Origin of the sequence: Candidatus Magnetobacterium casense, assembly GCF_019173545.1 — a bacterium.
GTDB classification, from domain to species: Bacteria; Nitrospirota; Thermodesulfovibrionia; order Thermodesulfovibrionales; family Magnetobacteriaceae; genus Magnetobacterium; species Magnetobacterium cryptolimnobacter.
In genome coordinates this window covers 1-23,132 of record NZ_JABXWD010000007.1, presented here as the reverse complement: position 1 = coordinate 23,132, position 23,132 = coordinate 1, and the positions used below count along the sequence as shown (strand labels likewise).

Annotated in this window: 16 protein-coding genes and 1 tRNA gene; 10 read left to right on the top strand and 7 right to left on the bottom strand. The window is 47.2% G+C overall.

Annotated elements, in window-relative coordinates:
* The 10 genes from HWQ67_RS00865 to HWQ67_RS00820 form a co-directional block, all read left to right on the top strand.
* On the top strand, positions 1–1,672 hold a 1,672-nt coding region (locus tag HWQ67_RS00865; protein ID WP_218250745.1), incomplete at its 5' end, for a DEAD/DEAH box helicase.
* A gap of 217 nt (positions 1,673–1,889) precedes the next feature.
* Positions 1,890–2,570, top strand: coding sequence for a hypothetical protein (locus HWQ67_RS00860; RefSeq protein ID WP_218250744.1), 681 nt, complete (start codon positions 1,890–1,892; stop codon positions 2,568–2,570).
* Between the two features lie 90 nt (positions 2,571–2,660).
* On the top strand, positions 2,661–3,632 hold the full coding sequence (locus HWQ67_RS00855) for an SPFH domain-containing protein (protein WP_218250743.1): 972 nt from the start codon (positions 2,661–2,663) through the stop codon (positions 3,630–3,632).
* Positions 3,633–3,717: 85 nt separating this feature from the next.
* Positions 3,718–3,790, top strand: a tRNA-Thr gene (locus HWQ67_RS00850).
* 2 nt (positions 3,791–3,792) lie between these two features.
* Positions 3,793–4,845, top strand: a complete 1,053-nt coding sequence (locus tag HWQ67_RS00845; protein ID WP_218250742.1) for a metallophosphoesterase family protein — start codon at positions 3,793–3,795, stop codon at positions 4,843–4,845.
* Between the two features lie 6 nt (positions 4,846–4,851).
* Positions 4,852–5,238 (top strand): hypothetical protein, encoded by a 387-nt coding sequence (locus tag HWQ67_RS00840; protein WP_218250741.1) that lies wholly within the window; start codon positions 4,852–4,854, stop codon positions 5,236–5,238.
* 3 nt (positions 5,239–5,241) lie between these two features.
* Entirely contained in the window at positions 5,242–5,772 is a 531-nt protein-coding gene (locus HWQ67_RS00835; protein ID WP_218250740.1) for a hypothetical protein, read from the top strand.
* 106 nt (positions 5,773–5,878) lie between these two features.
* The gene (locus tag HWQ67_RS00830) at positions 5,879–6,061 is read left to right on the top strand and encodes a hypothetical protein (protein ID WP_218250739.1); all 183 of its coding nucleotides are present in this window, start codon (positions 5,879–5,881) and stop codon (positions 6,059–6,061) included.
* A 247-nt stretch (positions 6,062–6,308) separates the two neighbouring features.
* Positions 6,309–8,414 carry an AAA family ATPase gene (locus HWQ67_RS00825; protein WP_218250738.1) on the top strand — a complete coding sequence of 702 codons (2,106 nt, stop codon included), beginning with the start codon at positions 6,309–6,311 and terminating at the stop codon, positions 8,412–8,414.
* Positions 8,415–8,745: 331 nt separating this feature from the next.
* The gene (locus HWQ67_RS00820; protein ID WP_218250737.1) at positions 8,746–9,117 is read left to right on the top strand and encodes a hypothetical protein; all 372 of its coding nucleotides are present in this window, start codon (positions 8,746–8,748) and stop codon (positions 9,115–9,117) included.
* Between the two features lie 316 nt (positions 9,118–9,433).
* Here HWQ67_RS00820 and HWQ67_RS00815 read toward each other — a convergent pair whose 3' ends face one another.
* From HWQ67_RS00815 to HWQ67_RS00785, 7 genes are all read right to left on the bottom strand, one after another.
* The gene (locus HWQ67_RS00815) at positions 9,434–14,311 is read right to left on the bottom strand and encodes a hypothetical protein (protein WP_218250736.1); all 4,878 of its coding nucleotides are present in this window, start codon (positions 14,309–14,311) and stop codon (positions 9,434–9,436) included.
* A gap of 5 nt (positions 14,312–14,316) precedes the next feature.
* Positions 14,317–16,572 (bottom strand): hypothetical protein, encoded by a 2,256-nt coding sequence (locus HWQ67_RS00810; RefSeq protein ID WP_218250735.1) that lies wholly within the window; start codon positions 16,570–16,572, stop codon positions 14,317–14,319.
* The gene (locus HWQ67_RS00805; protein ID WP_218250734.1) at positions 16,565–17,278 is read right to left on the bottom strand and encodes a M23 family metallopeptidase; all 714 of its coding nucleotides are present in this window, start codon (positions 17,276–17,278) and stop codon (positions 16,565–16,567) included. The genes HWQ67_RS00810 and HWQ67_RS00805 overlap by 8 nt, the downstream gene beginning before the upstream one ends.
* Before the next feature lie 4 nt (positions 17,279–17,282).
* Positions 17,283–20,312: a hypothetical protein gene (locus tag HWQ67_RS00800; protein WP_218250733.1), complete on the bottom strand. Its 3,030-nt coding sequence runs from the start codon at positions 20,310–20,312 to the stop codon at positions 17,283–17,285.
* Positions 20,313–20,577: 265 nt separating this feature from the next.
* Positions 20,578–20,736 (bottom strand): hypothetical protein, encoded by a 159-nt coding sequence (locus HWQ67_RS00795; RefSeq protein WP_218250732.1) that lies wholly within the window; start codon positions 20,734–20,736, stop codon positions 20,578–20,580.
* A gap of 4 nt (positions 20,737–20,740) precedes the next feature.
* Positions 20,741–21,007, bottom strand: a complete 267-nt coding sequence (locus HWQ67_RS00790; RefSeq protein ID WP_218250731.1) for a hypothetical protein — start codon at positions 21,005–21,007, stop codon at positions 20,741–20,743.
* Complete coding sequence (locus HWQ67_RS00785) at positions 21,004–22,656, bottom strand: hypothetical protein (RefSeq protein WP_218250746.1); 1,653 nt, start codon at positions 22,654–22,656, stop codon at positions 21,004–21,006. The genes HWQ67_RS00790 and HWQ67_RS00785 overlap by 4 nt, the downstream gene beginning before the upstream one ends.
* Positions 22,657–23,132 lie beyond the last annotated feature (476 nt).

Genomic DNA, 23,132 nt, shown 5'->3' with positions numbered 1-23,132 from the left:
TGATTTTGCGTTCTATTTCACATACAGCCCCGAAACCCTCGAATACTGTCGTGAGTTGAAAAAAACATATGGCAACCGTCAAATGGGATTCATCGCCGACAAAAAATGCTGGGGTTTCAATAACGCGATCATAGGCGTTCGCCTGAAAGACCGGTTTCCCGAAATCATCATGGACGAAAATTCAACTATCGCTCTCGCCAAGGCGAGGGGAGAAAAAATATTGGAAGAACGAATGAGGGACAGGGCGGAGCAACTCAAAAATAGTCCTGATTCTAATATCAAAATTCCCGGCCTGAAAATGGACCTTTATCCCTATCAGAAGGTTGGTGTGGAATTCTTCGTGAATAATCGGGGTAGGGCAATTTTAGCCGACACCATGGGCCTCGGCAAAACCGCCATGGCCTTGGCTTACTGTGTCTACGAAAAATTGAATCAAATCCTCGTTATTTGCCCGGCCAGCGTAAAATATAGTTGGGAAAATGAAGTGAAAAAGTGGACGAAACTCACTCCCCTTGTCATCACCAGCGATATGGATGATTCAGACATTTCGGCCTCTACGGCCCAGGTCTTTATCATCAATTATGATATCCTTAAGAAATTCTCCTGTCTCCGGAGATTACGCTGGGATTGTCTGATCTGCGATGAATTCCATTATATTAAAAATAGCAGCGCTATCAGGACAAAGCTGACAAAAGCCATAGCCCAGCCCATCCCCAGGCTGCTTCTCCTCTCCGGCACACCCTTGCTTTCCCGCCCGATCGAACTCTTCAACGGCCTGAATTTAATGGATGGTTTCACGTGGCATAACTGGTTTGAATTTACCACCAGGTATTGCGCCGGTCATTTCGGACGATTTGGATACGACGCCAGGGGAGCGTCTCGCGTGGATGAGCTGAGGGAACGCATCAAGCACTATTTCCTGCGCCGGTGCAAAGAGGACGTGTTGCCGGACTTGCCTCCGAAAAGATTTATCGACTTACCCGTAGAATTATCGGAAAAAAGTCGGGAAGAATATGACATGGCGCAGAATGATTTCGTGGAATATTTACGGGACAAAAAGAAGAAGAGAGATCCGGAAATAGCCAAAGTCCTTCAGGCCGAAGTTTTGGTTAAATTAAACGCATTGCGTCTTATAACTAGTGCGGGAAAGGTCGAATACGCAGTCGAATTAATAAATAATATCATTGATGGGGGGGAGAAGGTTATCGTCTTCTCCGTTTACAACGAGCCGTTGGACTATCTTAAGGAATGTTTCGGTGACCAGGCCGTGCTGCTCACGGGCAAAACCCCGATAGAAGAACGACCCAAAATCATCGATGCTTTCCAGAAAAATCCAAAGATCAAAATTTTTCTTGGGGGCACAAAAAGCGCTGGTATCGGCATAACTTTAACCGCCGCCTCAAGCGTCGTTTTCCTGGATTACTCATGGGTACCGGCTGATCATGCACAGGCTGCCGATAGGGCTCACCGCATCGGTCAAAAAGCCGAGTCGGTCACGATCTACCAGCTTTATGCCCGGGATACGATTGATCATTATATGAGAGACCTATTGGCCAAGAAACAAAAAATATTCGACAAAATAGTCGAGGGACAGGCGACTGAACAGGAGCGACATACGATCATAGCCGATCTTACCTCATTAATGGAAAAAAGGTATGAAAAAAACGCTTAATCTCATCCTGGCAACCAACGGTTGTCTCCTTCTGCTTTCCGTCGCCTTAATTTGGGGGGTGTGGAAAGCGATGGGAATATTCCTGATTTTCCTTTGTTGTAACGCGATTTGGGACCATTTCGTCGGGCGTAACCTTAGATTCTGACTTGAATAATTCACTTGATAAGCTTCTTATAATTTGCTATAATGAAATTATTAATAATTAAATTATAATTCTATGGAAAACATGTTCCAAAAGAAGTACGCCAAGACGGGGGCTACTTGTTCGTTCTTCACCATGAGGGAGGTTGGGGACAAAATTCAGGGAACCTATATCGGGCCCCACGCGGTTGAGGGTGATAGATTCCGGGGAAATTGTTTCAATTACGAAATCATGGACTTTCAGGGCGTAAATTGGCTAATTAATGGCGGAAATGGCGGAAATAGGCCGCTCGACAAGGAACTTCAAAGACTCGCGCCGGGGATGCTGGTGGGGGTTGAACTTGTAGAGTTGCGCCCCACGAAAATGGGAAATCCAGCTAAAATCTTCGAAGTTTACTGGAACGAAGATAAGTGGAACGACCAGTGGCTGGCTGAACATGGAATGAAACGACGCACCCCCTCGGTTGCAGCTACCGAAACGCCGGACGATGATCTCCCCTCGAGGCCATCAACACCAGAGGAATTATTTCCGGACAATCCTGTCGCTGAGACCAAGGCTGCGCCGGAAGTAACGAAGATCAATGTTCCTACCATGCCGGGAGTGGATGAAAAAGTAAAACAAATCTTCGATATAGCTAAGCAGAAGCTTGGCGCTACAGACGCGGAAGATGCCAAGAAAAAAATCGCGGAAGCGACCGGCTTGGCCTTTCTTCCCATTAATACTGACGCCATTCTGCAAAAACTTCAAGAAATATGAGCATCCTAATCAAATTATTAATAGCCTTAACTATCCTAACGGCATGGTTCTACTTGGCTAAGTTGATCATGTCGATGGATAAAAATGCACATGTCAATGGAAACTCTAACTCCAGGTCAGCGTCTAACCGCAAAGTTAGTGCTGATCGGACTCGGATTGATCGTAGGGATCATCCTGGTCGTGGCTCTCATGCCCTTTAAACAGGTAGAGAGCACTGAAGTGGGCCTTAAATTCACTTGGGGAGCACTTCAGGAACAGTATTTAACGCAGGGTCTTCGTTTCCGCTGGCCGATAGCCCAGGAGATAAAGACCGTAACCCTGCTTCCTCTCCAGTTGGATTATCGAGTAGCAGTTGGACCCGACGGAGCAATATCAACCGACAACCAAACAATCGGTGCGGATACGATTGTCTTTTATCGGTATAATAAAGAGGGGGTCGTGGGCATGTGGAAAAATTACGGAGAAGAAAAGATCAGAAGCATCATGATGACCAACCTGAGAGAAAGCTTTAAGGCCGTCATCGGTAAGTATAATATTTTCGCACTTTCCGTTTCCCAGGACGAGATTAAAGGCAAGGTAAAGGAAGACCTTATCGTCAGGATGGAAGAATATCCGATTACCGTAATTGATGTAAACATCGTAAACTATGATTGGTCAGATGCATTCGACGCACAGATAGCAGAAACAATGAGCAGGGCTCAACAGGTTAAACAGAAAGAGCAGGAAAAATTGATGGCTGAACAGGAAGCGCAGAAAGGCGTCGTCCAGGCTGAGGCGCAAAAGAAAATCGCCATTACTACGGCCGAGGGTCAGAAACAAGCGATGATTACACAGGCCGAAGGACAGAAAGAAAAAGCTAAACTAGAAGCTGAAGCTAAGGCGCTCGAGGGTGAAGGTATCCGGAAATATAACGAATCCGTCGCCAAAAACTGGGAAATCGAACTTAAGAAAATGGAACTGAACATCGAATTGCAACGGGTAGAGAAATGGAATGGTCAGTATGTACCGAATAACATGTACGGTCCGATCCCCTTCGATTCGGGCGGCGTACAGGGTAGATAATAAATTGTTACCGGTTTTACCGGTTTACAATATCACGATTTGGGACTGACGCGCCCGTCTACTGATGTGGGCGGGCGCGTCTCATGCCTAGGTAGTTCAGTAGGCAGAACGGGAGTTTTGTGAACTCTTCGTCGGCGGTTCGAGCCCGTCCCTAGGCTCTATGATAGGAGTAATCGGAGATTTGCATTTCAAAGAATCTCTCGGCTACGCCGACTACATCGAAGATCGGCGCAGGGGAGAAAAACAAGGAATTCTTGACTTCATCGTCAAGGAACTTTCTGATTGCGATACCATCGTCATGATGGGCGATCAACTGAACGCCAGGAATAACCTCTCCAGCGTCATCAAGGACTTCGTGGCCTTCCTGGAGTGCTTTAACGGCAAGAAGGTTTACGTCCTGGCCGGGAACCACGAGAAGAAAGGTGATGGCAGCAGCGCCATCGACTTTTTGAAGGAAATCAATAACCCGAACTGGGAAGTTATTACGGATGGCCCCCCGTTCTTCGCGAAAATGGGTAACGCAAGGGTAGCCCTCCTGCCATATATGCCCCGGACGGAACTGGACAGCACCACGAACGAAGAGGCCTTGGCGAAGATAACGAAAGCTCTTCGTCGAATCAAGGACGGAGACATCCTTTTCACCCACTACAGCGTTTCCGATATCGTTACCGACAACGGCATCCAAACCAACCTTTTCAATGATATTATCCTCCCCAAGAAACAGATGGAGAAGATGTTCAAGCTGGTGGTAGCCGGGCACATTCATACGCCCGGTATTCATGGCAATACCATTATCACCGGGTCTATTTTCAACGACGAAATTGGTGAAGTGGGCAAAAAGATATGGAAGATCGATCCGAAAGATTTGAAATATCGGGGAATCGATCTGCCCGGTCGACCGATCATGAAAGCCGAAAATATCATGAGTGTCGACGACATGATGAATGGTCCGTCCTTTCCGAAACATGCCATTGTTAAAGTAACGCTCACTGATCCTAAATTGAAAGATAAAGTAGAAGATATCAAAAAATATTTACGCGAACACACAGACGCCTACATTCTCTTGGAGCAGTACCCTCGTGAGCGTAAAAAAGCGCACTTCGACGAAGGAATGCTCCAATTCCAAGTTGAGGATCTCCTTGGTGTCTATGCCAAGGCCAAAAAGGTCGACCCAAAGAAATTGCTCTCCGCGTGGGAGCTTATAAAAGATTAAGAACATATGAACAACAACATCATGGGTTCGCCCAAGAAATCGAATAAAATTCTTGATTTTTGTGATAATAAGGAAAGCTGCGAAAAATGTGAAAATCATGAAGAATGTTCGGATATGAAAAAAAGCATGGATAAAAGCGTCGAATCGCTTAAGGGTGGTAAAAGACCCGACCATGTACGCAAGGCGATGCATAATGTAGACAAGCTGTTGTCACACGAAGAGATTTCGCGACATTTATTCTCTTCTGCGGGAGGAATGCTGGCTACAATGCAATATGCCAAGCGCATGGGAGAGAATATAACCATAGGGACCATGATCGCCATGCTGGCGGCTATTCTATGTAAATTGGAAGATGAAAACATTATCGTTATCAAACACAAAAAAAGGAAATAACGTATGGTATCTCTTGGGATCGATCCCTCTTTGGTCGCTACTGGGTGTGTGCGCGTCAAAAAGGGCGAAATTCTTGGGCAACAGCTTATTAAAACCAAGACCACGTCTTCAATTAGGGAAGAATTGGAGCGTTTACGACAAATTAGGGATCAAATCATATTCGATGATGTTTCTATCGTCATTTTAGAGGGGCTCGCCATGGGGGCAAGTCGCACGACATCGCTGGTTCAATTAGCGGGGCTAAATTATCTGATTCGGGAACACTTTTACCTCTTGAACATCCCTTTCGTTATAGTCACTCCGATGCAATTGAAGAAATTCGTTACCGGGAAGGGAAACTGCAAAAAAGAGCTTATGCTCCTGGAGACGTACCGGCGCTATAACATCGCTTTTGACGATAATAACCTTTGCGACGCATATGTGCTGGCTCGCATCGGAGATGCAATTTTAAATAATAACGAAAAACTCGATTTATGCCGGAAGGGCATAATCGACAATTTACGTAAACAGTATGGAAATCCCAAAAAACGTTAAATACATTTCTGTCGTTAATTGTCCGCATTGCGACAAAGAGGTGTATGTCGCTAGCGTACAAACCCCTCCGGCCATCGGATGGGCCTTAAGAAAGGAAGATATTGATTTGGCGAAAGAGCGGGTTCGACAGGGAATCAAAAAAATCAATTTTAAGGATAAAGAGCAAAAGAAATTGATCGAAAATTGGATCGCCAATCCCGAGGTCATCTTCGGACCAGAAGACGTCGAGACGTACCTCGAACAGATTAGGCTCAACCAAGCCGATGCCGAAGACAAAAATAATAACTAAAGGGGGAATAGTGGTTATAGATCAAAGGGGGGATAAGTTATACAGGGGTCGCTGTCCCCGGTGCGGGCAAGAGGTTTTTTTCATCGACATGATTCGCGGGAGGAAGTTCCTCGTCAACCCGGATGGCAAAAACCAGTTCGTCAGCCACTTTTTAATTTGTCCACATGCAAGACCCTGAATATATCATAGCCCTAGCTCTGTGTGTGTTGATCACCGTTTGTTTCGGCGTTGTATTTTTATTTATTATATGATTATTCTTTCGATAAAACTCGACAACTTCCTGTCGCATAAGAGCACTGAACTTAAGTTCGATAAAAGTGAACAAGTGTTAATCGACGGCAAGTCAGGAAGCGGCAAATCCTCCATCGTAGAGGGCTTGGTTTGGTGTCTTTATGGTCATGGGCGCAGCGATAACCGTTACTTGGTGCACCGCGGCGCCAAGAAGGCCACCGTTACCCTCGAGTTACGAGACAGGGGCACGGACTATCGTATCATCAGGAGCGTTACGCAGAAGGGCGGACGCCAGACCATCAGTATAGACAGCAGGGACAGTGGCAGTACAAGATATTCTCCGGTCAAGACTGCCGGAGTTAAGGAAACGCAAACGTTTATAGAGCGTGATATCATGCGCTCTTCCTATACTTTATTCATAAATTCCGTAGTCTATCCACAGGATAATATTCAAAGCTTTGTCAGACAGGCAGCTGTGGATAGAAAGAATTTATTGCTAGAGATAGCCAACGCTGGGTATTTCGATGAGTATCGAAATAAAGCCTTTGAACTACTTAAAAAACTGTCTGTGGAAAAGGTGGGGATAGAAACCACCATTGGTATTGACGCCAAGTTCATTGAAGATAACAAAGAGCGCGTACTTGATATCACCAGGCTGGAAAAAGAGAGGACAGACATCGAAAAAGAATTAAAAGTGTCACAGGATGCCATGGCGGAGAACGATGCGAAACTTAAGGAGCATGACATGAAAATGGTTGATCTTAAGTATCTTCAGGGGCAAAGATCAAAACTGGAACTCGAAGTCGGTGCGCTAGAGGTGGATATTAAACGCGATAATAATGAGTATATCAAGCTCGAGAACTTTGATCCCGCCAGCGTAGCGGATCAAGTTTGTATTGTGGAAACGAAAAAGAAGGAATACGAAGAGGAGCAAAAGAAGGAGAGAGAATACTTCGAATGGAAGGGTAAGAAGTTGAGATTACTGGACCTCAAACCAGCCTATCTTAATTACGATGAACGTATCGCTGAGCTCAACAGACTAATCATCGCCAAGATGGGCGAGAAGATCGATGAGTGCCCGGAGATAAAGAAACCATGTCCCATATTTACGGAGAGAAAACAAAATGAACTAGCCGCCTACAGCAAACAACTGGAAGAGTTGATGGTCCAGCGCCGAGAGTATCAAGAACAATTAGATGTCTATCTAAACAAGGATAAGGAACTGGGAGAAGAACCACTATTCTCTCGCGCAAAATTTGAGGAACTTAGTGTCGTTATCACTCAAGCGGAAATGGAAGAGAGAAAGAAACAAACCCTCATTACTATCAATGAAGAACGCAAGAAGCATTTGATCGAACAAATCACCAAGAATACTGAGACCATGGCGGTAAAGGGGGATGAACTTTCCCATCTCAAAAAAGAAATGGACGAGAAGATGAAGGGATTAAATAGTAAAGAGCTTCATGACCGGGCGAGGGATTTGAAATTCGAACACAATCAAATCGTAGCCCGCCACGACACGAACAAGGAACAGATCGCCGTGTTGAAGGAAGTAATTAAATCTTTCGAAGAAATTAGTGTTAAAATTAAGAAAGACAAAGCGAAATTAAAGAAAATCATAGATCAGAGAGACGCACTTCAACTCCTCCATGACGCCTTCGGTTCGAATGGTTTGAAGGCCATCATCATCGACTACGTTCTCCCTCGTCTGGAGGATAAGATCAATGAGATCCTCTCTCGCCTTTCCGACTTCAGGATTAGATTGGAAACGCAGAAGGTGGCTGTCACTAGCGGGAATAGTGTAGAGGGACTCTTCATCAGTATCTTCAACGAGCTGGGCGAGGAGAGCGACTACGACAACTACTCCGGCGGAGAGAAACTAAAGATCACCGTCGCCATATCAGAGGCCTTGGCCGAGTTACAGAAGGCCAAGTTCAGGGTACTCGATGAATTGTTTATCGGACTAGACGACGAGAGCACGGAGAAATTCGCGGAAATCATGACCGCCTTACAGGAGAGGTTCTCGCAGATGATTTGCATATCTCATCTTCAAAATATAAAAGACATGTTCCCGAAGACGATCACGGTCGTCAAGAAGGAGGGTGTCTCACAAATCATATGAAGTGGAAAGAATTTCGTATTAAAAGCGATCACAGCGTTCGATTCGATGGTTTACGCTACACTGACGGCATCCTTTACATTTCCAAAAAAGCCAGCGAGGGGATGAAAGACTTCGGAATGGTTGATGTTTTCTATGATCAAAAAAGTAAAGCCATCAGATTGACGAAAGGAACATTCCGACGCCTCTGTTGGAACAAAAACTATGGCCGTTACCAGATTTACGTGGGACGCCACTTCTCTATGCCGGGGGGGCGATATGAACATGTAGGTAACTTTGTATTTCTTCACATATCTAAGTCAAATAATTTCACTCAGACATTGAGTCGATCAATATGAAAACTGATAAAACATATAAAATCGAATATGATATCTTCATGAAGAGTTACAAGCGGGGAACCACCGACGGCGAAGAGGTTGGTCGTATGGTGGCCCGCATGGCGCAGTTCTTCGCGGAAAAAAACACCCAGCTGGCCGATGCCATCAATGCCTATGCCATAAAGGCGGCGGAGATAAGTAACTCTACTGACGAATCCGGCAAGGGAATCGCAGTTAACAAGGCCAATATTTTGGCTGATGCTAGCGAAGAAGCGGCCCTGAAGGAGGAGTTAGAAGCGGACCTCAAAAATATAGAACAATATTTAAATGCACTTAAGTCTCTCCAGAAGGGAATCATGAATGAATATTCCCATATGGGGAACATTTAGCCATCGATTCGTTGTCGGGGTATGACGCCCCATGCCCATTGTCATACGCCGCTGTAAGAATCCCCAGTGCGACAATAAAAACTTCTTCATACCGAAAACTCCACGACAGTTTTATTGTTGTCGTCGATGTTTCAAGAGACACTATCGCAAAACAAGGAAGACGTCCAAGTATCCCTTTTTCGTCTGTCCTAATTGTGGATTCAAAGCAGAGCTCACCTTCTATCCGAAGGCAAGCTCTGCAAAATGGGACAAATTTTGTTGTCCTAACTGCGGTACAATTCGTCACGACATCAGGGAGGAGTCGATTATAATCGAACTATTTTATAACCCTTCCGAGTAGTTGAGCGAAGTCTTCCGCTACGGCTTTAATTCCGACATCGTTCAGCTTGGCGATGTCTTCCATCGGCCCCAGCACCTTGTGGAAGACACTGCTTATGATAGTTTCGTTTATTTGTTGTTCGGTTTTCACCGGCACTGTTCCCAGGCTAAACACTTCCTCTGCCGAAACCTGCGCTATGCTTTGCAGGTTCTTTTTTTCGTGTTCTCTTATGGCCTTTTGTTCCATGTCGGGGAAATAAGCCTCCGGTTCTGTGCCATGAGTATATTTATACAAGTCTCGATAGATATTATAATGCGTAGCCGGATTATAGGATACGTCTGCCGGAGAAGAAATGATTTTAACTCCAGGATACTGCGCCTGCTTATTATAAATGATTGTCTGAATCTCCGCTGGCAAATCGGCGAATCGCTGCGTCTTCACCGCCTTCTCCAGTTCCCAGGTACGTGCGTCGATCGTCTTTTCTCTTCCGGCCATTTTACTGCCCTCCTGATATTCAGACGTTTGCTTGGCCATTAACGCTCGCTGATCCACGTTCTTGCTCGGCTGATACCAACCCTTGAACTTTTTATTCAACACGTCTACCACCGTTTTCCAGAATAATTTTACCTTCGGATCGGTAGCTGTGTTACCAGAATTCATAAGCTGAGTAGCGATGGTATTGAATTGTGGCTCTCGGGCCACCTTTCCCAGATTATAATACTTATCCAAGATGCCGGTCTCGGGGAGTGCTAAACGTTGTTGGGCACCTCGCTGCGAAAAAGCAGTGGGCGTGGTCGGTACTTCTCCCAAGAGAATATCAGCCTGTTTTAAAAGTTCTTCTAAGGTCATGTCTTCCAGCCCCTCCTTTTTAAGCATGTCATTAACTGCATTTTCTATGTTCTGCGCCTTTTCCGTGCCCCTCTGCCCCCGGCTGATAAGCACAAGATAATCTGCTATTTCATCCCGGTAATTATCGAGTTCGGGGAACTGTTTGATAATACCCTTAACATCTTGTTCTAACATTATTCTGTCGAGTGTATTGATAGTTGTCGCGCCCTCATAATTCACAGGATTTTGTTCCTTGGTTTTTCCCATCCTGATCCTAGTTTCGGGTGTTTGTACTTGAAAACGATCACTGCCGGCGGTGGTGCCTTGCCTGATATTCTCCCATCGGGTAAGCATCGCCTCGAAGCCCTTGGAACCCTTTTTTATTTTCCCGGCGGAACGTATCGCGTCACCCTCCACAAGAATATTATCAACCATCGTTTTTATTCTTAGCGGAGCCTTGTTATATAATTTGTTTCCTTCGGTGGACATTTCTCCCAGAACCTGATCACCCCACGTTACTGGATTTTCATTTATTGCGTTATCCCTTTCTATCGCATCTGCTATATCTTGAGCCCTCCGCTTATCTCCCTCCCCCTTTATCATCTTGGAAAATTTATCAAATTTATCCGGGAGACTGCCTGGTTCTGGAGCGAGCGTTTCCTTCATGGCCTGGTTGGATATATCAGACAATCTTACTGATTCCGGAGTGGGAGCCATGGAACCGACATTTCCCTTCTGCTGTTCGGCAAGATCACTCAAGGATAAATATTTTCTCTTTGCTTCTGCCATTTTCTTGCTATCCGTAGCCGTAAATTTCGAGGGTTGCTCTGCGCGTTTTGTTAGCAAATTTTTGTACTCTTGCTTAGCAGCGACCAATCCGTTCTTCCCAAGGTAAATCATTTCCGCTTCCGGGTAGGTGTATACCGCACCGTCAATCCTTATTTTTCCCGCATAGCCACCATTGTCGGGTAACATGAGGTGTTCTACTTTATGCCCAGCCTGAGCCACTGGCGTCCATTTACCACCAGCCTTTTTTATATTCTGCTCAAGCCAATACGAGCCGTCTGACAATACTTCTTTTCCTAGTTTTGCTCCGGCCCTGGTGACGAATACTTCTTGCTTGCCCTTTCCCGTAACAATTGTTCTTTTACCGGCCTGCTCGCCCGTTCTTATTAACTGGGGGAATTGTTGAGCGGCAGCTTCCTGAAGCCCTATCTTTTGCGGGATCTCTCCCGTCACTATGGGTTCTGGTTCTATCGCCCTTAACCTGACACTCTCGAATTTACCCTTGTTTACGGTAGACAGGGAACGATAAAAACTTTCCAGCAACTTATAATATTCAGCGCCCTCGGTCGTAATGCTGCCGTTCTTCGCCGCCTTATCGAACCAATTGATAATCGTATTTATCCGCACCGGTTTCACGCCGTCGACGATATCCTTGGCCTCTTTCGTGTCCACCACCTTGCCGATTGTCCTATTCAAATCCGACTCTAACATTGCGGGATTATCACTCGCCTTGGCTTGCGCCAAAAAGCTTTCTATTTTGCTTGTGAGTTCGGCTACCTTTGCTTGTCCGACTTCTTTTATGGAGCTAGGCTGAGGGCCTTGGAGTTCTATTTTGCTGATATATTCTGCCGCGGCCCTTGGCGGTTCGGCGATCTTTATCGCTTCTCCCTTGACTTGCGCCACGGCCTCTTGCCAAAGTTGGGGAGTCGTTTCAATAATGACGTATGGTTGGCCGCTTTCTTCTCCGGCCAGGCCATATTTTACTACCTCCGCCTCTACGAAATCTACCTTATTCCGTACCATGGCGTCATAAATAGAGTTTTTATTCATGGTCTTGGCGTCAAATGGGGGGATACCAAGGTTTTCGTCGCCTTGTTTTTTAAAATTCATGCGCCTGATATTCTTGTTTAAGCTGTTGGGACCGTCTTCTATCCTCCATTCACGGGGAATAAACCCTAGATTAAGCAAGCCCTTCCCCTCTACGTACCCCACGGCCTGAACGTTCTTTTGGGGTGATCCATATGGTTTTGCCTCCCCCCTTGTAACGGCATTAACATCCATGCGTTGATTAACCCGCTCAAGTAACCACGATAAATCAGATTTTAACAGGAGGATGCGAGGTTTACCCAGCCCCGGACCACGCCTTACCTGCCCTTCGCCGATAGCATTTATAAACTCCCTAGTATTCAGGGTGGTTTTGGGATCAATAAAATCGGCTACGCCGGTCAATTGAATAGTCCCAGAGGGAGCCTCATGTTTAAGCGCAGGAAGATCAGTAATCCTGGGAGATTCCAGGGCGACAAGGTCGGGATATTTTTCGGCTACGGCTATAGCATTTCTGGGGACAGAAAATTTTTCCAATGAAATCTTGGTGCTGTTAGCCGGTTCCTTTAATTTTTCCCCCACTCCCATTATATCGTACAAATCGTCCCGTAACCTGCTGTAAACGCTCTCGTTTTGTTTGTAAAGATGTCTACCGCTAAGTACCGTACTATATATATCCTGCTCTACCCTGGCCGCGTCAATGCGTCCCGCCTGGAAGGAGTCGAATATTCTGTCAAAGATTATCTTATTCTCTTCTCCCATCTTTATTTCAAGGTCGGTACTAAATTTAGGCCGCGTCCATTCTGCGGTTTTTTGTTTGACAAAAGCACCTATGCCCTCGGGGGGTAACCCCTCTGGCGTAAGGTATTTGGTGCGGAAATCTATGGCCTTCTCCGTCGCCGCCTTTTCTATATTATTCACAGCTCTTTTGTATTGGGGAAAATTAAGGCCATGCAAACCGACCATGATAGCAGAGCTTAAAATCGAGTCCTCTACGTCTCCGCCCTCCATGAAGGAAAGCATATACGTAGCGCCCGCCACGCCAGCGAAACCTTTCAATGATTGTCCGGCACCTCCTACCACGCCGCCCAAAGTAACGGCAGACAAGAATGATCCTACCCTACCAGAAAAATCTTCTTGCTCATGCTTGGCATATATATCCTGAAGTCCAAAAAGACCAGCGGCTTCCACAGCCTTAAGAAGACTTTGGCCGGGGATCTGTATGCCCCTTACGGTCATCATGGCCTCTGGATTAAAGAGTTTTTTCCCCAGGCTGGATGACTTTACCATAGTGGATACTCCGGTAGCGCTGGCAACACCGCGCACAAGAGCGCCAAGGCCTATGAAACCCATGATTGTGCCGACGCCAACGCCTACCTTGCGAGCTATCTCTACCTGCTTTTGTTCTTCCGGGTCCTGATAAGTATATTGTCCGCCCGGGATCCACCCCCCGGTGATACCCGAGGCGGTGGCTTGAGCGAATTCACCAGCCACTCCCGGGGTACCGGCCTTAAGGGCCTCCCACCATCCCTTTAGCGTAACCTTCGGCGGAGATTTCCATTCCTTATATTTTTCTTCTGCCGCCTTTGTTTTGTCCTTAGCCACCAGATCGCCGCCTTCATCCAACTGAATGCCGTTGATATCCTTGTCTTGCCAGGTGGTAAGCTCGCTCTGGGCCTCACGTAAAGACATTTTTCCGCTATAATAAAGCTGTCTTACTACCGCCTCTACCTTGCTCTTCCTGCCATGGTCTGGCTTTGTCAAAACCGTCTTGTTCTGGGCAGTATTATCTCCACCCGCCCAAAGGGGCATGATGTGATCTACTTCGTATAAACGACTGGGGAGACCACCACGGAGAAAAGCCGTAAGATCCGGATTGGTATTACGGCTAGATTTGATCAGCTTCCCAGGATTCTGGGGGTCAATTACGTATCTGCCCCCGCCTAAAAAGGCCGGAAGAGCAGCTAATTTTGCTTGTGAAGAGGGGGCAATAGCTCCAGTCGCACCAAACTGTGTTTGCGCCGGTTCAAAAGTATTCTCAGGCGGAATGGGAGCAAAGCGAGTAGTGGCGGGAAGAATAGGTTTCCCGGCACCCTCCAGAGCTCCTATGGCCTGCGCCCAGGCGGGCGACATTTTGCCGGTCGTCAGAAGAAGATTGCGTAATGTCGGTGACGGAATAAAATTAGGAACCGCCCCCGCTGTTTGTTGTTCGGCCATGTTTTTTAGTAATTACCCAGGCCCATCGCTGTTTTCCTGCCGTTGAGGAAGTCTTCGTAATCGTTCAGGATATCAGCGGAGAGCTCCATATCATTTTGATCGAGGTTGAAAATTTGTGTTCTACCGAATCCCGCGCTTTTATTAATCATATACTCATCATACAAGAAAGAAAGTAATTCGGTATTCAATTTGTCCTGATTTTTCTCAATGAATTCCCCCTTCTGTTCTTGAGCCTTATAATTATCTCCACTTAACCAACCGGACCCGGTGAGGTCCTGCAGGACCGTCCTTACGTCCGCTATTTTATATTCAGAACCAAGGAGATAATCATTCATGCTGCCAGCTAGGCCGTTTATGATGCTCGTCGCCAGCTGTTTCGCGCTTGAAGTATCCTGTCCTGCCTGTTCCTGCGAGTCCTTCAAGTTATTCAAAACATCTTCAAGCGTATACCACATCTTTAATGGCTGGCCGAGTTGGGATGATTGTTGTGTTAGGGCGTTCAGGCTATTACTATACTGGGAGACGATCTCCGTAGTATTTTTGAAACCAGCTGCGGAGGCCTGATCAATAAGATCTGCGAGGTTGGGAATTGAATAAAGGCCGGCGTCGTTCGGGGTCATCGAAGACATTAGTCCTTTATAATAATTCAATTCTGTTGTGCTCATCGGTTCGGCGGTCGTAGGTGTGCCCGTAGCTTTCTGTTGCGCGATTTGTGCATTAGCGGCGGCCTCAAGCATCTTATAGTATGCCGTCATCTCCTCAATAGTACCGTCCGTTTTTTTTGCTTCCGCTTGTTCCATGGCCTGAAGATTCGTATACATCCCCTGGATCATTTCATTAAAATACTGATATCTTTCCTGGGTGATCGCGCTCTCGAACTGAAGCTCTGCCTGATATTTCGTGTAGGAAGTATTATAAACATTAAGGGCGTTCTGCAGATCTGCGTTGTGTTCATTAATGGACATGTTAATATAGTCAACGTATCTTTGTTCCTGTCGCCCTTTGATTGTATAAAGATAATTCATATATTTATTCATGCTATCCTTGACATAGGGATTGGCCATGTCCATGCCGAACATCGAATCCTTTGCCTTAGTTATCATTTCGTCCAATTTTCGCACATATTCATCCCTCCCCCTAACATAGTTCTGGAGGTCGGTCTGTACCGTCATGCCACGCCTTTTCAGATCATTAATATTAGACATCTGTTGATCAAGATTATTCTCCTGGTACTTCGACGCCTGTAGATCATAAAGCTGCTGCGCTAAAAGAGCTCCCTTGGGAAGGGCATCCTCCGGCACATTCGGAAACATTTGTTTCAATATATTCGCATCGGACATAACCTGAAAGGCAAACGCCGGGGCGCCGATGCCGCTCTTTACGGCTTGATATAAATATCTCCACTGATTTTGTTCTTCCGGACTTAATCCCTGGAACCAGCGATCATAATAACCAAGCTCTGGTTCCGCCGGTGCCTGCTGCTGTTGCTGCTGTTGGGGTTGCCATGGATATTTCGTGGCGCTTTCCCTGCTTTCCCCGGTAGCATATGAATAATTCGTCCAGTCCGTATCATTCCACTGTGATTGGGGTTTATTATTAATAAGATTAATGATGCTTTGCATCTGAGAATCGGTTAATCCGGCACGGAATGGTATGTTCCCCACCATATTAGCACCGACCGGTGTAGCAAAACCCGCTTGGGCAGCGGCCTGAGTCGGGGCAGTCGGCTGGGCGGTAGTGGGAGCGGGAGTACCAGTGGGGGCGGTGGGATACAAAACGGACGGCGTTGTGTTGGCAGTGTTGGTATTATACGGACCAAAAGTCGGCATCGGAGTGCCCGTTTGCGACGCCGGGAAACCAAACGTAGTATTATTAAAAGGATTACTCGCCGCCGGAGCAGCGGGAAGCATGTTTACGGTCGACGGAACCCCTTGCACCTGCTGTGTCATTGCATTGGCTTGCATTAACGGTACCGACATCGGCGTACTGTAAGAAGGAGAGCTAGTAGATACGCCGGCGCCAAGCCAATCCCAAAAACCTCCCTGGCCATCGCCGCCACGGCCGTCCCTTAGAGCCCGGTTTCTATTAGTTCTCCAAAGCGATTTCAATACAGACTTAGCCACCGTTCTTTTCGTGCTGCCCACCTTGGCATGAAATGCAGTATTCATCATTTGTCCAAGCTTTGGGTTTTTCATCACAGCCGAAACGGCATAACTTTTTGCCTTCGCCTGTTCTTTGTTAACTCTGGGGATATTAAGCATATAATTTCTTATAATATTCGTAAGGATTAATGTAGCGTTGATAGGTGTCGTAAATTCTCAGATCAAGGTGAGAGCCCGTTCCTCCGCTTGTACTATAAGTTTGGCCCGTGTTGCCCATAGCCCCTATGACCTGACCGGGCTGGATCAGCTGCCCCACTTTTACATATGAATCATGAAGATGACTGTATCTCCACGTGTTCCCGTTGGCATCCTTGATGGTCACGTAATTACCGAAGCTGGGAGAGCCCTGCATTTGGCCAGACCGGACCCCAGTTACCGTTCCGCCGAAAAAGGCAGGAACATTGGTTCCAATTTTATTGGCGATATCAAGTCCGGGATGAAACCCCTCATACCTGGTAGAGCCACCATACGGGGTGGTGATACTACCGATTTGTTGAAAGGGGTTACTGCCCATCTGCATATTGGCAGTAGGTGTCGCCCCCTGTTGAGGCATTCGAGTCACTCCTGCGGGAGGTTGAGGTGCTGTCTGCGCAGGAACGGGTTGTTGCTGCTGTAACATCTGCGGGATTGCTCCCATCTGTCCGAATTGCGCAAGATTGCTTAGATTGGGGAACTGCGGTTGAATCACCTTCGGACTTCTGGGCGCGGGTAAGGTTGCGCCAAGTTGATAAAGACCCTGGACGGCTCCAGACAAAAGTGGATTAGGATTATAAGTTTTATTCTCCGTGATTTTTGTTAATGCCATATTTTTATACTTGAGTAAATCCTTGAGCCCTTAGGTCTTCCGGGGTGAAGTATCCGTATGGTGTATTCGGTCCCTTACTTAAATCAATCGTGATACTTCCCTTCTGCCATGTTTGACCCATTGTAGACTGGGGATTCGTTAGGCTCTGCATGGCAGAGGTGGCCTGTTGAGTTGTGGTAGCTTGCCCCAGGGGCGTAGTAGAAACACTCGCAGGAGTAATCGCGGCTTGATTTGCTGGGGACTGCCCCGTGGCATAATTATAGTTAGCCCAATCGGTGGTCGTCCATTGATTCTGCGGCTTATTTGCCACCAGGTTGGAGATACTTTGCTGTTGCGCCGTACTTAAGCCCTGTTTAAACGGTATACTAGAGCCTATGCTTTGCGAAATATTACCAGCGGCAGCCGCGGCCTGACTAGCCTGGCCAAGGGAAGTGGCGGTAGTCCCGCCGGGACCGATGCTGACCGGCTGGCCATTCATACCGGTAACGGCGTAGTTAAAATTCTTCCAATCCGTATCATTCCACTGGTTTATATCCTTATTAGCCAAGAGATTCATGATACTCTGTTTTTGGGCATCGCTTAGACCAGGCTTCCAATCAAGACCATAAGCATTAAAGTTACTAAGATTCGGGGCCGAAGGTTGCGTGGTAGCGGCGCTCGGCATGGTGGTTGCCCCCGTGGTAGTACCTACGGGACTAAATCCCTGTGCCCTTAAATCTTCTTCCGTAATATATCCATAATTAGCGGGGTTTATAATTACGCCCTGGGCATTTTGCCATAATCCGCCGGCGCCTTTAGCCGCCTGAGCCGCCTGCCCAAGGGGGGTGGTTTCTACCGTCCCCGGCTGTTGCACCGCAGGAGATGGGGTAGTCGCCTTGGTTCCGGTGCCAGGAGTGGTATCGCCCAAATAGCCGGAGGTTAAACTGCCGCTTTTTACCAGTTCGGCATATGCCTTTTCTTCGTTATTCAAATATTTTTGAATTAATTGATCAAGCTGATAACTCTCCTTGGCCTTTTGTACGCCGTATTTGTTGGCAAAAAGATTCTTGTAGAGATTGCTGCGATAGTTTCCGTTATTGTCTAGCGTTAAGTCGTGATATTCCTGGGCCTCCTTCTCGCTAAGATCATACGTGCTCATGAGGTTCTCGACACTCAGAAAATTAATCACCTCCTGGCTCGGCTTGAGCCCCCAGGCCTGCAACTGTTCGTTGCTTAACTGGGCGATTTCTTCGGGGGTAGCGCTGGTAAGATAATACTTTCTCTTGGCCTCTTCTTCCGATGTCAGTTTCGACTGTCTTAATTCTTCATCCTTCCTTCGCACCACCGCCAATTCATTATCAATGGCCTCGGTCTGTAAACCACTATCCCCCAGGCCAGCGGAAGTGTAACCGCTAGTGAGAGCCTCAATTTGATTCCAGGCTGCCTGTACATTATTACTGAGTTCGATACCGAAGGTTCGACTCAATTCTTTCTTGAAGAGTTCGTATTCGTAGTCAGCGATGGCCTTCTCCTGATCCGTCTGGGCCTCCAACTGCTTCATTAACACGTCATGATAGGCAGATTTAATTTGTGCAGCCTCTTCCTTGGCCGCTTCAGATGTCCAATCGAGAGGCTGCACAAGCGTTTTGAACGCTTCTGTTGGTAAATCGTAGATCGAAAGATCGAGCAAGGACGTGTTGATGTCCCCTATGGAGGCGGGTGGTTTAAGATCGGGGTTTGTCCTTATGACTTTACCGGCCGTTGAATTATAATATGTTTGAGCGTCTTGTGTGGCGTGAATGACAACCATGCTGGACATATCAGAGCGTCCGGAATCTGCCAAAGATTGGCGTTTTAGGTCTCGATAAACATCATTAACTCCATATCCGCCATATGCAAGAGCGTTTACGTAGAAGGCCACCTTGGTGGGATTATTTAAAATACCATCTATCAGCGAAGAGGAAAGGCCCGCTCCGGGCGTTGATTTAAGTACGCCCAACCAGTTGTCCAGTATATTAAACGCCGCCTTTTGCGCCTCTTCGCTATAAGCGCGGCCATATAATTTTGAGATAGAAGCCTCGGAAGCAGCGTTACCATCACCAGGCACCGAGCCATTATTCTGTATTCCCTGGGCGTCGGGTAAAAGTTTATATTGATAGAAGGTAGAGCCTGGGCTTGTTAATACTGTAGTTGGCAGGGTGGCAATAGTACCTTTCGTGGTCTCCGTTGCGAGGTCAGTTACGCCGGCATAATAATTATTAAAAGCCTGTTCCGAAAGGAAGGGCCTCATGGTTTGTGTTGTTGAGTCAACCAGCCATACCGTTGTAGCGTTGGCGGGGCCGGGGCCGTCCGGATCATCAGAGAACTTCACCAGGGCCTGGGTTCCCCGCATAAAAATTTGACCAACGCCCGCTGTTTCTACATTTTGATTTTGCGTAGTAGCTCCCTGTTTTTTCTGATAAAGAGTCTCGTAGAGAGTGGATGACGCGGCCATTGGTTGCTGCGTCCAATAAGAAATATCCGCCTGGGACGGTTCATATCCCATGCTTCTGAATATTTGCGTCACTTGGTCTGGCGCCATTTTCTGATCAGTCGACGGCTGCGTCTGATTCTGCGTCCCCGGTTGCGTTTGACCCTGGGTTCCTGTCGCTGCACCGCTACTCCACGACGTCACCACGTCCGCGCTCATACCTACGTATTGCTTATAATTCTCGTCACCAATGGCGTAAGCGAAGTTTTTGGCGTCAGTTTCGTTCAGCGGCTCCCCCCTAGACTTCCTGTCTTTCAACATGGTGATGATGCTCTGTTGCTGGGCGGCGGATAATCCGGCCTTAAACTTGATCTGCGGTTCGGCCGCCGAAGCCGTAGGAGCGGAAGGAGCCGAAGCTGGTTGTAGATAATTTTTTATATACGCGTTTGCGTCTTCGCTGTTAGCGAAGGCCCCAACATATTGCCATCCGAAAGCCGGATTACCACCTATATAATTTATGTAATCAGGAGAGGTTTGTCTGACATTGTAATTACCATCCTTATCCTTGTATACGACCCAATACACATCAGTAGAATTGGAAGGAACGCTCAGGGGTTGTCCGGCGGGTTGGTTAGAGGTAGTGCTAGGGAATGACGGAGCACTCGTCTGCGCAGGCGAGGTTGTTGTAGTTTGCGTTTGGGGTGACGTTGGAGCTGGAGCGGGAGTCGTGGGCGCAGTCGTCGGTTGGTTTACTAATGTCCAGACGCTTTTGTCATAAACGCCAGCGTTCCAATCCGCGTCACTCGCATTAGCGATAAACCCCGTTACGTTATTCCTTATTTGCGGCATATTATTTTTGAATAATCTTAGTTAAAATCGCTTGTAGAATCGCCACAAACTCTATTTCACTTGCTACTTCGGCCTTAATAATCTTGACGTTTCTGCCATCAGTCTCAATGATGATTTGGCGCATTTTAACTTCATCCTTTTTTTGTTCTTCTTTAGCCATAAAATTAATCTAACATTTCTTTAATAATGTTTTTTAGTTCCTCAACGGTTTCTACCTTATCAACCGCTTCTTTGAAATCTGTTTTTGTCTTACGAAAAAGTTTTTCTTTTAACACTCTCCCCTCCCTGACAAATAAGCGATACCCACCCGTTTCTCCTACATTCTTGTCTTCATCCACGTCCAGCACATCAAATTTTTCTCCATTACACTCTATTTCACCCTCTGACCTCATTTTTACTTCTCCCGTTTTTTTATCAAAATAATATTTCATACCTCTAATTCTATTAACTGGCCAGTGCTACCATTGCTTCCAGCCGCTCCAGCAGTGCCGGGGAAACCATCATCAGCATCGGTTGTTCCCTCCCCCTTAGCTCCACCATTGCCACCCGTTCCCCCGCCTCCACCGGCTGTTGTTTTTACGCCAGAGCCGGAATAACTGGTATATATTAAAACTAATAAACCGCCACGTCCACCGGCTCCTCCAGCGCCGCCTCCACCGCCACCACCAGCACGATCATATCCCGATGCCGCACCCCCGTTCCCGCCCTTACCACCGTTACCACCATCCCCGCCATATCCACCACGCGCACTTATGCTTCCGTTATTAACAATAATTCTAGCAGATATCATGACTACCCCACCGCCAGACCCGCAACCGCCAGCCCCTCCTCCTCCGCCACCTCGACCATTGGGGTAAACGTTATCTCCTCCTCCGCCGCCGCCGCCGCCGGATCCGGCTGTACCACCGGCGCTTCTGATAATGTCAGAACCATTATCATCATACAACCTAATGGCAAAAACTACATTATGCGGCTTATTATAAACGGTACCCGAGGTAGAGCCCCCGGTGCCGGCTGCCCCGCCACTCGCTCCGCTATAACCTATTCTGCTATTTCCGCCAGAACCACCCGCAGAGCCACCCGTTCCGCTTCCGCAATAAGATTTTGCCACGCTTGTGCCAGACGTGCCGGCAATACCGACTGAACCGCCAGCAGACGTACCTCCTGCGCCGCCCATACCGCTAGCGGCACCAGCCGGGGCTCCACCCAAAATATTTTCTGCCAATGCGGCCCCAGGACTGCCGGCAGCGCCAGGAGTGCCGGAGCTGCCCAGGGGAACGTCGGGGAAACCGGCGGTTCCGTTCGTACCGTCAGTACCGGCGTTTCCGCGGTAACCAACAATGGAGCCCAAATTAAGCGTTAGAGTATTCCTAACAAATAACCTATATCCACCCGTGGTCAGGGTAACGCCAGTGTTAACGGTCAGGTTATTATAATACATGTCTGACGACATGGTGGTATTGGAAGAAATAGTGACATCACCGTCTGATCCATCACCGAAAATCGTCTGTTCATATCTGGTGACGAATCCATCGTTACCACATTGACTGTTGCTGCTACCACCGCCGGTAATATTATCACCAAAAGTGGCGCCGTCAGTAGCGTTATTATCCGGTTTATTCCCGTCGTCATCAGATATTTCTGACCATTTTAAATTTTTATAAAGGATCGCGCCGGCCGACTTATCATACTTAATTCCCTGTCCGCCTGCATAATTGCCGATGGTGACATCTCCGACGTCCGTTCCTCCCACAAGACATTCGAAGACGTTATTACCACTATTATCCACCACCTTAAAGCCAGTACTGGAATCCGGGAAAATATCAACTCGCGCCCCACTGGCCGCAGTTTTTATATTACCGGTAAGGCTAGCGATTGCTGACAAAGAAGCAGCAGTTATCTTGCTTGCTGTTACGGAACCCGTATATATATCCCCGCCATCAATCAAGGTAAGATCGGAAGAGTGTCTCCACCCTTCGATCGCCGCCTGGGCCGTGCCATTCGAAAACATACGAGCGGTGACACCGGAATCAAGGCCAGCTACTACTATCTTACCGGCGCTGATACTGGTTAGCGCCACTTTTCCGTAAGAAGTGCCGTCAGAAATATCATCTAAATCATTAGTACCTATAACATAGGGCGTAAAATTAAGCTCCGTCGTCGTGATCGTCCCGGCAAAAATTTCTGCAGATGTGATAGTATTAGCCGCGATCTCATTCGCCGTTATCGTATTAGCAGCGATATTATCCTTTGTCCAAAGAGCGCCCCCCTTGCCGCCAAATACTTGAAAGGTGGCGTCCGAACCGGTGTCACTATTATTCTGCGCAACTGCTATCAATATTTTACCACTCCCTATCGCACTACCCGCCGTTGTCGTCGTTTGCAATAACGTGGTTGACGCATTAACATCAAGATAAATATACGTCAGAGCGGCCATATTTCCCGTATTCGATCCGGTGATAGAATATGTGGTTCCGTCTAAAAGAGTAATTGTACCAGACGACCACGCAACCGTGTTATAATCGGTAGCGCTAAACGTCATGTCCTGCTGCCATC